Source organism: Mycobacterium bulgaricum (assembly GCF_041287165.2).
GTDB lineage: Bacteria > Actinomycetota > Actinomycetes > Mycobacteriales > Mycobacteriaceae > Mycobacterium > Mycobacterium bulgaricum.
This window is the reverse complement of sequence record NZ_JBGGKV020000009.1, coordinates 47,892-60,642: the sequence shown is the minus strand read 5'-3', so window position 1 is coordinate 60,642 and position 12,751 is coordinate 47,892. Positions and strand designations below refer to the sequence as shown.

At 63.4% G+C, this 12,751-nt stretch carries 10 protein-coding genes; 6 read left to right on the top strand and 4 right to left on the bottom strand.

Translation table 11 applies throughout. The features are described from left to right. Positions 1-40: 40 nt before the first annotated feature. Genes ACAG24_RS21695 through ACAG24_RS21685 form a run of 3 tightly spaced genes read right to left on the bottom strand, consistent with a single transcriptional unit; the run spans position 41 to position 3,322 of the window. On the bottom strand, positions 41-1,534 hold the full coding sequence (locus tag ACAG24_RS21695; RefSeq protein WP_011560580.1) for a flavin-containing monooxygenase: 1,494 nt from the start codon (positions 1,532-1,534) through the stop codon (positions 41-43). Next, the gene (locus ACAG24_RS21690; RefSeq protein WP_005086594.1) at positions 1,531-2,454 is read right to left on the bottom strand and encodes a hypothetical protein; all 924 of its coding nucleotides are present in this window, start codon (positions 2,452-2,454) and stop codon (positions 1,531-1,533) included. The genes ACAG24_RS21695 and ACAG24_RS21690 overlap by 4 nt, the downstream gene beginning before the upstream one ends. Before the next feature lie 13 nt (positions 2,455-2,467). Next, positions 2,468-3,322 carry an SDR family NAD(P)-dependent oxidoreductase gene (locus tag ACAG24_RS21685; RefSeq protein WP_011560581.1) on the bottom strand — a complete coding sequence of 285 codons (855 nt, stop codon included), beginning with the start codon at positions 3,320-3,322 and terminating at the stop codon, positions 2,468-2,470. Between the two features lie 128 nt (positions 3,323-3,450). Between ACAG24_RS21685 and ACAG24_RS21680 the strand changes: the two genes are divergently transcribed. Then, complete coding sequence (locus ACAG24_RS21680) at positions 3,451-4,083, top strand: TetR/AcrR family transcriptional regulator (protein WP_005086596.1); 633 nt, start codon at positions 3,451-3,453, stop codon at positions 4,081-4,083. Between the two features lie 181 nt (positions 4,084-4,264). On the opposite strand, the gene ACAG24_RS21675 is transcribed toward ACAG24_RS21680, so the two are convergent. Next, positions 4,265-5,134, bottom strand: a complete 870-nt coding sequence (locus ACAG24_RS21675) for a metal-dependent hydrolase (RefSeq protein ID WP_011560583.1) — start codon at positions 5,132-5,134, stop codon at positions 4,265-4,267. Positions 5,135-5,203: 69 nt separating this feature from the next. Here ACAG24_RS21675 and ACAG24_RS21670 point away from each other — a divergent pair, with 69 nt between their 5' ends. From ACAG24_RS21670 to ACAG24_RS21650, 5 genes are all read left to right on the top strand, one after another. After that, entirely contained in the window at positions 5,204-5,878 is a 675-nt protein-coding gene (locus ACAG24_RS21670) for a TetR/AcrR family transcriptional regulator (RefSeq protein WP_011560584.1), read from the top strand. Positions 5,879-6,221: 343 nt separating this feature from the next. After that, complete coding sequence (locus tag ACAG24_RS21665) at positions 6,222-7,823, top strand: acyl-CoA carboxylase subunit beta (protein ID WP_011560585.1); 1,602 nt, start codon at positions 6,222-6,224, stop codon at positions 7,821-7,823. 5 nt (positions 7,824-7,828) lie between these two features. Next, positions 7,829-9,862: an ATP-binding protein gene (locus ACAG24_RS21660; protein WP_005116476.1), complete on the top strand. Its 2,034-nt coding sequence runs from the start codon at positions 7,829-7,831 to the stop codon at positions 9,860-9,862. A 54-nt stretch (positions 9,863-9,916) separates the two neighbouring features. Then, positions 9,917-11,071, top strand: coding sequence for an acyl-CoA dehydrogenase family protein (locus ACAG24_RS21655; RefSeq protein ID WP_011560586.1), 1,155 nt, complete (start codon positions 9,917-9,919; stop codon positions 11,069-11,071). Positions 11,072-11,097: 26 nt separating this feature from the next. Next, positions 11,098-12,651: an acyl-CoA synthetase gene (locus ACAG24_RS21650; protein ID WP_011560587.1), complete on the top strand. Its 1,554-nt coding sequence runs from the start codon at positions 11,098-11,100 to the stop codon at positions 12,649-12,651. Positions 12,652-12,751 lie beyond the last annotated feature (100 nt).

Sequence of the window (12,751 nt, the reverse complement as noted above, 5' to 3'; positions counted from 1 at the left end):
GTATTTCACCGTTCTGACGGTCAGCCCTGCAAACTTGTATTCAGAGTGATTGCGTCAGCTCGACGTGTGTATCGTCGCGCCGGGTTATCACGTAATCATGAGGATCCAAGCGGGATAGTTCTCTCATAAACTGGGTCGCGAAACCTGGGTACATCGTGCCGTTGTAGCCGTCCTCGGTCAAATACCAACTGCTGCACCCCGAATTCCAAGTCGTTCGTCGAAGGCGGCGCTGAATTTCGGAGTGATAGCGGTCCTGACGATCCTCCCTCACATCCAAAGTGCCGATGTCATTTTGCTGAAGGAGCTTGATCGCCTTGACTATATAGTCAATTGCAGCCTCCATATATACGAGCGCCGAGTTGTGGCCTGGCCCGGAATTCGGTCCGAAAGTGAAGAATAAGTTCGGATACCCGGCCACGCTCACGCTCTTGAAGGCAAATGTCCCCTGAGACCATTCATCGCCGAGCTTCCGACCGCCGAGGCCGCTAATCGGGAACGGGGTGCCACGTTTGGCCACATCGAAGCCAGTGGCAAATACGATACAGTCCACTTCGTGCTCGACACCGTCGGCGGTCCGAACACCGTTGGGTGACAATGTGGCGATCGGCCAGCTGATCAGCTTGCAGTTATCCGCCTGTAGCGCAGGGTAATAATCACTGGTCATGAGCATGCGCTTGCATCCAGGCCTGAAATGGGGCGTCAACTGACGTCTCAACCAGGAGTCTTTCACCTGCCGACGGAGATGAGCCTTGGCCGCCAGCTGTATCGCGGACGTCGCGGCGGTGTTCCAGACCATACCCACTGCCATCACTTCGTGGGCCCAAAACCACGCGTCGCGGAGCGCTTGTTCGCTCACCGGCAGGTGTGTGAAGGTCGAACGCGCCCAGGCCGGATGCCTGAAGTTCACCCTGGGCAACACCCAGCCGGGCGTTCTCTGGAAGACTTTGACCGAGGCAGCCGACTTTACGAGCTCGGGAATGATCTGAACCGCGCTCGCGCCTGTCCCGATGACTGCAACCCTCTTACCGCCGAGATCGTAGCCATGGTCCCATCGAGCGCTGTGGATCTTTTTTCCACCGTACGAGTCAATACCCCGAATATCGGGAAAGCTGGCGTTGGCAAGTGGTCCACTGGCCATCACAACTGACCGGGTGTGATACCGCTTTCCATCTGCCGTGTCGGCCATCCAGATGCCGGCACTCTCATCGAATTCCAAGGCAGTCACGTCGGTATCAAACTGGATGAACCGGGCAAGATCGTACTTGTCGACCATATCGTCGATATATTCGAGGATCTCAGCGCTCCCCGAGTAGGTACGAGTCCAGCCCGGATTCGGCTCGAACGAGTAGGAGTAGAGAAGCGAGGGAATATCGCAGGCCGCACCGGGATAAGTATTGTCTCGCCAGGTGCCTCCGACGCGATCTGACCGTTCCAGGATGACGAAGTCATCCGTGCCCTCTTGAAGCAGTCTGATCGCCGCACCGATACCTGCGAACCCGGCGCCGACGATCAACGTCGTCGTGGTGCCTGTCATTTGGCAACCGGTTCGTAGGTCAGTTCGTCCGTCCAGGATGGCGGCCGACCGAAAATCTGAACAGGGAAAACATCGATCGCATTGCCAAGGCGCTGAGACACGAAGTGCAGAGGCTGGGACCGCTTGATGGACGACGACATGTGCGCCTTCAAGATGTGATAGCCGGGCACCCTCCGCGTATGCTCACTGCGATCGCCGACATTGGCATACCGCGTCACTGCGTTGTATAACTTCTCCTCGGACAGACCCATAGCGTTGAGATTCATCAACATGCGCGTCAGGAGCGGGATATACAGCAACGCGCCGGTGAGAATGCGCGGGTCGACAAGAGCACCCGCAGTTTGAATGGCGTGGATTCGCATCGGGCTGGCGCCCAGGTCATTCAAGACCTGGAAGCCAACCGCGAGATGCCTTGATTCGTCGCTGTTGACCTTGTTGAACACCTCCCCGCACACAGGGTCGTCAACCTCATCGAGGAGAAACTTCAGCAGCGCTCCATCGAGCGCAGTCTCCAGTGCCGGAATCGCGGCCCCGATGACGGTCAGGGGCAGGGCTTCCGCATAACGGTCCAGCCATTCGATGACCAGCCGAATATTCTTGTTCGGGACCGGTTTCTCGCCTTCCTCGAGCATGCCCCAGCGACGCATCAAGGCAAGTTCGGCATTGGCGTGACGCTGCTCCTCGGCGTGAAAGTAACGGTAAATGTCTCCGAGCGCTTCGAATGGCGCCTTTGGAGCCATCGCGGCGAAGGCACGTGCTCCAACATGCTCAATCCACACCACGTCGGACATGAATTGCTTGAGTTTGGGACGCTGTTCATCGGTGATCAGTTCCGCGCCAGGGGCGTTCCAATCGATATCGGCAAGAGCCCATTGCTTGTTTTTGATTGTCTCGAGCATGTCACTGTATGCGAAAGCCATTTTCCCTGCTCCTCTACTCGGCTGAATCGTTCCATGAGGCCATGCGCTCCACGAGGCCCAGCGTGCGAGTAAAGGGGCCGGGTAGGGCTCTCTTGAGTTGCCACAAGACTTTGGCATCGAGTTGGGGTACTACATAAATTTGTCCGCGATCGTGCGCGTTCAACGTCGTTCGAGCAACGTGCTGTGGCGAAATGCCGGTCCATTTCATCAGGTTGGCCGCGAGTCTTGCAGCCGCCTCGTCGATTTGAGGATTGTTGACGATGTTCGTCTTCACGAAGGTGGGGCAAAGCACTGTGACGTTGATGTCAGTACCGCTCAGTTCGGCCGCCAATGTCTCCGACAGAGCGAGCACCCCGGCCTTGCTCACGTTGTAAGCCGCCATCCGAGGGGCCGAGCCAAAGCTCGCTGCCGACGCCACATTGATGACTCCGCCATGCCCATTGCTGCGGAGCCGAGGCACAAAAGTCTCGCAGCCGTAGATAACGCCCCAGAGGTTGACAGAAATCGCCGCGTTCCAGTCCTCGATCGACGTCGCGCCGATGCGGTTGCCGCCCGCACCGATTCCGGCGTTGTTGATGACGAGGCTCGCAGCCTTCTCGAACCAGTCTTCGCTCACATCAGCGAGGTTGCGGACCTGCTCAAGATCGGTGACATCGCATTCGATGTCGAAGCCCTCGCCGCCAGCCTGCCTCACCAACTCTGCCGACTCTTTTGCAGTGACGGGATCTTTGTCGGCGCACACCACGCGTCCACCTCGGCGCGCAAGCTCCACGGCGAATGCGCGGCCGATACCGCTTCCTGCGCCCGTGACGACTGCATCGGCGCGGTGCGTTCTGCCTGGTGCGCCGCCGAAGGGCAGCAATCTCATCCGTCTGCCTTTCGGGTCGCGACATGGACGTCTGCTGTGGGGAAACTCTCATCTGGGGGCACCAGCCACCATTGGTGTCGCATGCCACCAGTTTGGTGGTGGAACGAGCACCTTGTCAAGATGGAGAGGTGCGGTCGAGAAACAAGCGCTGGGGTGGTCGGACCGGGGCCGAGCGTCGTGCCGAGCGACGGCAGCAATTGATCGAGGCCGCAACCGAGATTTGGAGTGAGAGCGGTTGGGCCGCGGTCACTATGCGCGGCGTATGCGCCCGCACAGGCCTGAACGATCGATACTTCTACGAGGGCTTCAAGACGCGCGATGAGCTGCTCGTTGCTGCGTGGGATGGCGTCCGCAATGACATGCTCGGCGAGGTCGCCGCGCTCTTCAACGAGCGTGCGAATCGGCCGCCGATCGAAACCATCACCGCGGCGATCACCATCGTGGTCGACCGGATCGCACGCGATCCCGGCCGGGCACGCATCCTCCTCGCTCAGCATGTCGGTAGCTCACCGCTACAAGACCGCCGCGCCGTGGCGCTACAGGAAGCAACGCAGTTGGTCGTTGAGGCAAGCCGGCCACACCTCCGACAAGATGCCGACGAGATAGCCCTTCGCATGGACACCCTGATCGCTGTCGGGGGATTCGTCGAAGTCATCACCGCCTGGCACTCCGGTTTGCTTGCGGTGACCGAGAAAGAAGTGGTCGCGCACACCAGCAGACTTGCTGAAACCCTGGCTCAACGCTATGTCATCAGCGACTGATCGAGGCTCACAACAGGCCAGCCAGCCCCGTGGCGATCGCTGCGAACCGCATTTGCGGGTCCGACCGCCACCTTCACCGGCCACCGAGCACCGAATCCGTGAGTCACCGACGCGTCGCACCCTGTTCGGAAGGAGCGACGCAGGAACGGTGCTCCTGCGTCGCCGCACTTCCGCATCTTTGCTATCCCGACGAAGCGATAACTCGCTGTGAACCGTCTTGGTCGAACAGTTCTTTGCTCCAATGCTCCAGGACCGCGGCGCTGTCCCAATCATCAGGATGGAAACCCGGGCGATTGTAGGAACGGAAACGCCGCAGCGCATCGGCGGTGAACATCGGGGTGCGACTAAAGCGGTACAGACTGCGCACCAGGGTGACCGGGTTATATGAGGCTCTATCAGCGGCCATAGACAAGGCAGTCTGCAGAATGAGCTCGCCGAACAGAATTACTGAAGCGATCCGCATGCCCCGTACACGGGTGCGCTCGGTTGCTCCCACCAGCCGATAGACATCAAAGGCAACCGCTTTGTGCTCCGACTCCTCGAAGGCATGCCACAGCAGAATCGGTCGAACCTCTGTCTGGCCGATGAGCTTCTGGGCGTCTTCGCTGGTAAGAATGATTTCTGCCAGCGTAGCGGTGTAGTGCTCCAACGCGGAGGTCATGGACAGCCGCATTTCCGGCGAAAAGCGCCGTTCCAATCGCTTGATCAAGCGTCCGACATGACGGTCGATTCGCGCGGTCGGATAACCCATGACCTGGAGTCGCTCGTTTAGGAGACGATGCTGGTGTCGATGTGTGGCCTCTTGTCCGATGAAACCCTTGACCGCTGTCTCTAGTTGGGGATCGTCGATGGAACTCTGGAAGTTCCTGACCGAGCGGATGAAGAAATCCTCGCCTTCCGGGAACGTCGCAGAAAGCACCGAGATGAAATGGCTCATCACCAGGTCGCCATCGACAAAATGTTGCCGCTTCGTGGAGGTCGGCATCGGAAACCGAACGCGCCTGGGTTTTGGCAGCACCCGGGTCGGGGTCGGGGCTTGATCGTCCGACATTTGAGGTCCTTCCTCGAAGTTTGGATCTGACTTTATGCCTTGTCAGATAAGACTGCCAGACTGTAGGACATGAGTCCAGCACGTGTCTATGGCGGGCTGTCCGCAACTCAACGCGATGCACAGCGTCGCGTGATGTTGATTGATGCCGCGGTCTCAATCATGGGCACCCACGGAGCTACCGCGTGCACCGTGACCGCCGTGTGTGCGAAATCAGGAGTGACGAGCCGGTACTTCTACCAACAGTTTCGCGATCGAGACGCGCTCTTGCGTGCGGTATTTGCCAAGATCTCCACTACCTTCCAAGCGGTGATAACCAGCGCCATTCCGGACGACACGGTTGCTCCTCAAGAACTGGCTTACGCTCCGATCAAGGCCCTGGTTCAGGTGATCGAGAACGATCCCCGCATGGCCCGCATACTGTTTGTCGAGTCGGGCGCAGAACCCCTCCTTCGGCAGCTGCGAAGCGATCTGATGACCGATTTTGCGGAGCTGGTGCTCAGAGAGGCCCGCTTGCACCTCGATATACCCAGCGATGTGCTCCAAGTCGCAGATCTCGCCGCTACCTACGGTGTCGGGGGCCTGTTCGAGATACTCCGTCGCTGGATAGATGGACAACTGAACCTCTCGACTGAAATGCTCATCGAGCACTGTGCGGGTTTTCTCGGCATTCTCGGCCTGTATACCCTCGGACAGGCGCCTGATCAGGCCGCTCCGCCGCTGGCCAAAGCCGAGGAGACCCGATAGATTCTGGCCGACCGGCGTTATGCACTACTCGGTTGGCTGAAGGGCATGGCGCGACACTGACAATCGCTGCGGGTGTTCACCCGAGATCGCGAACCGTAGACTCCACGCGCGCCGGACGAGGAACTCGATACGACCTCGCACGGGCCCTGTGTGCCGTCCCTCCCCAGTCAATTCCTTCGATCGCTCGATCTGCAGCGAACGCACCGCTTCGATCCTCGCCATTCGACGGAACCACGGCGCGGAACAAATCCGACGCCCGCCTGCGCCGTTGTCACCTGATGTTAATTGCGGCTAACATCAGCGCCTAGTAGATCGACGTCGATGCTCGCCCGGAAGGAAAACTTTGGTACAGGTCCTGCCCGATCGGGTCGACGACACCGCGCCCGGCTATCTCAAGAACCGCGAAGGACTGAGCGCGCAACTCGACACCATCGCGGAGCAACTGGCGCTGGTCAACGGCGGCGGCGGCGCGAAATACGTTGCGCGCCACCGTAAGCGGGGCAAGCTGCTTGTCCGCGAGCGCATCGAGCTGATGCTCGACCCCGACACGGCGTTCCTCGAACTATGCCCCTTCGCCGCCTGGGGCAGTAAGTTCCCCGTCGGCGGTAGCGTGGTGGTAGGCATCGGCGTGGTCGAGGGCATCGAGTCGATGATCATCGCCCACGACCCCACCGTCCGCGGCGGCGCATCGAACCCTTATACCTTCCGCAAGGTGTTCCGCGGCATGGCCATCGCGCGGGAGAACCGACTGCCCATCATCAACATCGTCGAATCTGGCGGCGCCGACCTGCCCACACAGGCAGAGATCTTCGTGCCCGGCGGACAGCTGTTCCACGACTTGACCCAGCACAGCGCAGCGGGGCTGCCGACACTGGCCCTGGTCTTCGGCAACTCGACCGCGGGAGGTGCGTACGTCCCGGGCATGTGCGACTACGTCGTGATGGTGCGCAACCGTTCCAAGGTGTTCCTCGGCGGTCCGCCGCTGGTCAAGATGGCCACGGGCGAGGTCTCCGATGACGAGTCGCTCGGCGGCGCCGACATGCACGCCCGCACCTCGGGGCTGGCCGATTACATGGCCGAGGACGAGCAGGATGCGATCCGCATCGGCCGTCGCATCATGGCGCGGCTCAACTGGCGGAAGAACGGCCCCGGACCCACCACGCCGCCGCACCCACCGGTGCACGACCCCGATCAGCTGCTCGGCATCGCGTCGGTCGATCCGAAGGTGCCCTTCGACCCCCGCGACGTCATCGCCCGAGTGGTCGACGGCTCGGCCTTCGACGAGTTCAAACCTCTCTACGGCACGTCACTCGTCACCGGCTGGGCCTCGATCCACGGCTTCCCGGTCGGCATCCTCGCAAACGCACGGGGCATCCTGTTCAGTGAGGAGGCCGAGAAAGGTTCGCAGTTCATCCAACTGGCAAATCAGATCGACACCCCCCTCATCTTCCTGCAGAACACCACCGGTTTCATGGTCGGTGCCGAGTACGAACAGGGCGGCATCATCAAGGACGGCGCCAAGATGATCAACGCCGTATCAAACAGCACGGTCCCCCACGTGACCATCACCATGGGTGCGTCCTACGGTGCCGGGAACTACGGCATGTGCGGGCGATCGTACTCACCGCGTTTCCTATTCGCTTGGCCTAACTCGAAGTCGGCCGTGATGGGTCCGGCGCAACTGGCCGGAGTGCTGTCCATCGTGGCGCGCGAGTCCGCCGCCGACCGCGGGCTGCCCTTCGACGAGCAGGCCGACGCCCAGATGCGCGCCGCCGTCGAGGAACAGATCGAGCGCGAATCCGTCGCACTGGCCAACAGCGGCCGACTTTACGACGACGGGATCATCGATCCCCGCGATACGCGGACCGTTCTCGGGTTCTGCCTGTCGGTGATCCACAACGGCGAGGTCCGTGGCCAGCGTGGCTACGGCGTGTTCCGGATGTGATGGCGATGCCCAAGATCCGCAAGGTCCTGGTCGCCAACCGTGGCGAGATCGCGCGGCGGGTGTTCCGCACTTGCCGCGATCTCGGGATCGCCACCGTCGCGGTCTATTCCGACGCCGACGCCGACGCGTGGCACGTCGCCGACGCCGACGAGGCCGTGCACCTTCCCGGCTCGTCTGCCGCCGAGACCTACCTCGACATCCACCGGATCATCGCCGCTGCCTCGCTCACCGGCGCGGACGCAGTACACCCCGGCTACGGCTTCCTTTCGGAAAACGCCGGGTTCGCGCGCGCCTGTGCCGCCGCCGACCTCGTCTTCATCGGTCCGCCGCCCGGGGCGATCGACGCGATGGGCTCGAAGCTGCAGGCCAAGAAGACGATGTCCGACGCGGGGGTGCCTGTGCTGCCCGGTGGCGACACGACGGGGCTATCGGCCGAGCAGCTGGCGAAGCTGGCCGCCGACGTCGGCTACCCCGTGCTGGTCAAGGCCAGCGCCGGCGGCGGTGGCCGAGGCATGCGCATTGTCGCGTCGCCGGACGAGCTCGACGAAGCGGTCACCTCCGCTTCGCGTGAGGCCGCCGCCGCGTTCGCCGACGGCACCGTCTTCCTCGAGCGTTACGTCCAGCGCCCACGCCACGTCGAGATCCAGATCATGGCCGACACGCACGGAAACGTCGTCTCTCTGTTCGAGCGCGAGTGCTCCGTGCAGCGTCGACACCAGAAGGTGATCGAGGAGGCGCCGTCACCGGTCGTCGACGACGCGTTGCGCGCTCGGATGAGCGAGGCCGCCATCGCCGCCGCGCGCGCCGTCGGCTACGTAGGCGCCGGGACGGTCGAGTTCGTCTACGACGCCGCTCAGGATGGCAAAGCCGACTCCTTCGCCTTCCTAGAGATGAACACCCGGCTGCAGGTCGAGCACCCGGTTACCGAGCTGATCACCGGCCTCGACCTGGTGCGTGCCCAGCTGCTCGTAGCCATGGGCCGCCCGCTGCCTGAGGAGATGCACAACCCGCGAATTCGCGGTCACGCGGTCGAGGCCCGGCTGTGCGCCGAGGATCCGGCCGATGACTACCGGCCCTGTACCGGCACCCTGCGCACCTTGGATGTCCCGGCGCTTGCCGGCGTGCGGGTTGACTCGGGTTTTCGTGCCGGTTCGGTCATCAGTCATTACTACGATTCGCTGCTGGCCAAGGTCATCGCGTGGGCACCAACGCGCGACGAGGCACTTGCCAGCCTCTCGGCGGCGCTGGCCGGCGCCCGTATTCACGGCGTGACCACCAATCGCAACCTGCTTGTTCGCGTCCTGCGCCATGACGAGTTCGCCGGGCGGGGCACCGACACTGGGTTCCTTGACCGACACGACGTCGCCCAACTCGGCGCTGCCCTCCCAGACACGCAGTCCGAGCGCCTGCACGCCGTCGCGGCGACCGTGGCCGGGGTGGCCGCGCGGCGTGCCGTCGCAACTCTGCAGGCCACGTTGCCCGCCGGCTGGCGCAACAACCCTTCGCAGCCGCAGACCACAACCTGGCAGACCCAGGGCGGGCGCGAAGTGCGCGTCGGGTACACGTTAGGTTCGACAGGGACCTGCCTGCAGGTCGACGACGAGCCGTTGGCCGACGTCGAGGTTGTCGAGGGCAGTAGCGAGCGGGTGGTGCTGCGCGTCGACGGGGTGCGCCGCACTTATGATGTCGTCCTCGACGGCGATGTTGCCCACCTCGACTCGGTCGCCGGCTACTCCGCCCTGCGGCTGGCGCCACGCTTCGTCGACCCGAGCACTCTGAACCCGCCCGGGTCGCTCACCGCGCCGATGCCGGGCTCGGTGATCCGACTACCGGTCGCCGAGGGCGAGACGGTGTCAGCCGGTCAAACGCTCGTCGTCCTGGAGGCGATGAAGATGGAGCACACCGTCGCGAGCCCGATCGACGGGGTGCTGAGCGCCCTGCCGGTCCAGGTCGGCCATCAGGTCTCGAGCGGTGACGTCCTCGCCGTGGTCGAGGCGGTGGACGGCGGTGAAGTGGCGTCGGACGCCACGGAGCTCTAATGAAGCCGGCGCGCTCCCGATCGGTGGCGCGTCGATACCGATGTGAGGAGTGTCATGGAATTGCACGAGACAGAGGAACGTCAGGACCTGCGCAAGGCGGTCGCCGAGATCGCCAAGGACTTCGGACACGAGTACTACCTGGAAAAGTCGCTGGCCGGCGGGAAGAGCACCGAGCTGTGGCAGGCCGTGGGCAAACAGGGCTTCCTCGGGGTGAACCTTTCCGAGCAGTACGGCGGCGGCGGCGGCGGCATCTACGACATGCAGATCGTCGGTGAGGAGCTCGCCGCGGCGGGCTGCCCGCTGCTGATGACCGTCGTCTCGCCGACCATCTGCGGCACGATCATCCAGGCATTCGGCAGTGAGGAACTCAAGCAGCAGTGGCTGCCGGGCATCGCCAGCGGCGAGACGATCATGGCATTCGCGATCACCGAGCCGGACGCGGGCTCGAACTCGCACAACATCTCCACGACCGCGAAACGCGACGGCGACGACTGGGTCATCAACGGCACCAAGTACTACATTTCTGGTGTCGACGAAGCCGAAGCGATCCTGGTCGTCACCCGAACGTCTACCAACGACAGTGGTCGCGGACTACTCAGCTTGCTCGTCGTGCCCACCGATGTCCCCGGGCTCACCAAGTCACTCATCCCGGTGCAGGCGGTCACTCCAGAGAAGCAGTTCACTCTATTCTTCGATGACGTCCGCGTGCCGGCCGCCAACCTTATCGGCGCGGAGAACGAGGGCCTGCGCCAGGTCTTCATGGGCCTGAACCCGGAGCGAATCATGGGGGCGGCGCTCGGCAACGGCATCGGTCGCTACGCGCTGGATAAAGCCGCCGATTACGCCCGCAACCGCCACGTGTGGGGAACGCCGATCGGCTCGCACCAAGGCGTATCGCACCCGCTCGCCCACGCCAAGATCCAGGTTGAGCTGGCCCGGTTGATGACTCAGCGTGCCGCCTCCCTGCACGACGCCGGCGATCCGGGGTCGGGTGAGGCGTCGAACATGGCGAAATATGCCGCAGCCGAGGCGGGCATCCTGGCGCTCGACCAGGCGATTCAAACCCACGGCGGCAACGGCATGGCCACCGAGTACGGCCTCGCCACGTTGTGGGGTCCGGCCCGGCTCATGCGCACCGCGCCGATCAGCCGCGAAATGATCCTCAACTTCGTGGCGCAGCACAGCCTGAAACTGCCCGCGTCCTACTGAGTCGCCGCGGAATGAAAGGGAATCGAATGCAACTCGGCATCGGTCAGTGGGTGAGCCGGCGCGCCTTCCTCAACGGCGGGCGCACCGCGTTGATCAGCAACGGCGCGCACATCACCTACGCCGACCTCGATCGGCGCACCAACCAGGTCGCCGCCGCACTCATCGCCCTCGGCGTGCGCAAGGGCGATCGGGTCGCGATGCTGCTGGTCAATTCGACCGAGTTCATCGAGGTGCTGCTGGGCTGCGCCAAAATCGGCGCACTTGCAGTTCCGCTCAACGTGCGCCTTGCCGGACCCGAGATCGGCTACATCCTGGCCGACTCAGGCGCCGATGTTCTGGTCTTCCACGAGCCGTTCGCCGCGCAGGCCAGGAGCGCCGTCACCGAGTCCGGAGTCCGCGTGCGCCATGTCGTGCGCGCCGGTGGGGTGCCGGCGCCGGGCGAGCTCGGCTACGAAGACGTCGTCTCGGGCGCCGCGCCCGAACCGCTCAACGGTGACGTCGACGGCCGCGACCCCGCGTTCATCATGTACACGTCGGGGACGACGGGCCGACCCAAGGGCGCGATCCTCACCCACGACAACCTGCTATGGAACGCGATCAACGTCCTCGGCACCGACATCGGCCTGCGGGGCGAGGACGTCACCGTCGCGGTGGCGCCGATGTTCCACATCGGCGGGCTGGGAGTACACACCCTGCCGCTGTTGTACGTCGGCGGCACCAGCGTGATCATGCCGTCCTTCGAGCCGCGAGCGACGTTACAGGCGATGGCCGACCACCACGTCACGGTCCAGTTCATGGTGCCGGCCATGTGGACCGCACTCACACAGGTGCCCGACTTCGACTCCTTCAACCTGTCTGCGCTGCGTTTCGCCATGGGCGGCGGGTCGCCCGTCCCCCTCACGGTCATCGACTTCATGCGCGAGCGAGGCGTGCCCTTCACCGAGGGCTTCGGCATGACCGAGACCGCTCCCTTGGTGACCGTCCTCGACGCCGAGAACGTCAGCACGCGGGCCGGGTCGATCGGCCGCGTCGCAATGCATGTCGACGCCCGCATCGTCGACGACGACGACCGCGACGTCGCGACCGACACCGTGGGCGAACTGATCGTGCGCGGCCCGAATGTGTTCACCGGCTACTGGATGAAGGCCGAGGCGAGCGCCGAGGCGTTACGCGGGGGCTGGTTCCACACGGGCGACCTCGGGCGCATGGACGCCGAGGGCTTCATCACCCTCGTCGACCGCAAGAAGGACATGATCATCTCCGGCGGCGAGAACGTCTACCCGATCGAGGTCGAGCAGGTTCTCTTCCGCCACCCGGCGGTGTTCGACGCCGCCGTGATCGGCGGTAAGGACGCGAAGTGGGGCGAACGCGTCGTCGCGGTCGTGGTCGCCGACCCGGCGACACAGGCGCCGAGCGCCGAGGAGATCGTAGCGTGGTGCCGGGAGCGGCTGGCACACTTCAAGTGTCCGCGTGACGTGCACTTCGTCGCCGAACTGCCGCGCAATGCCACCGGCAAGCTGCTCAAGACCGAGCTGCGCGCGCAGTTCACGGGCATCGAGGGCGGAGTCGTTTTGCGCTGAGTCGTGCCGCTGCACATCGCGGGTTCGAAGCAGGGCCCCTAAATCATGAACTGAGAAGAGGATGCGACAGCATCGGCGGGGGCTAGCGGTTTCGTTCACC

Bases quoted from the DNA above. Each gene is read 5' to 3' on its own strand.
- ACAG24_RS21695 (WP_011560580.1), bottom strand. From the start codon at position 1,534: ATGACAGGCACCACGACGACGTTGATCGTCGGCGCCGGGTTCGCAGGT.
- ACAG24_RS21690 (WP_005086594.1), bottom strand. From the start codon at position 2,454: ATGGCTTTCGCATACAGTGACATGCTCGAGACAATCAAAAACAAGCAA.
- ACAG24_RS21685 (WP_011560581.1), bottom strand. From the start codon at position 3,322: ATGAGATTGCTGCCCTTCGGCGGCGCACCAGGCAGAACGCACCGCGCC.
- ACAG24_RS21675 (WP_011560583.1), bottom strand. From the start codon at position 5,134: ATGTCGGACGATCAAGCCCCGACCCCGACCCGGGTGCTGCCAAAACCC.
- ACAG24_RS21670 (WP_011560584.1), top strand. From the start codon at position 5,204: ATGAGTCCAGCACGTGTCTATGGCGGGCTGTCCGCAACTCAACGCGAT.
- ACAG24_RS21660 (WP_005116476.1), top strand. From the start codon at position 7,829: ATGCCCAAGATCCGCAAGGTCCTGGTCGCCAACCGTGGCGAGATCGCG.
- ACAG24_RS21655 (WP_011560586.1), top strand. From the start codon at position 9,917: ATGGAATTGCACGAGACAGAGGAACGTCAGGACCTGCGCAAGGCGGTC.
- ACAG24_RS21650 (WP_011560587.1), top strand. From the start codon at position 11,098: ATGCAACTCGGCATCGGTCAGTGGGTGAGCCGGCGCGCCTTCCTCAAC.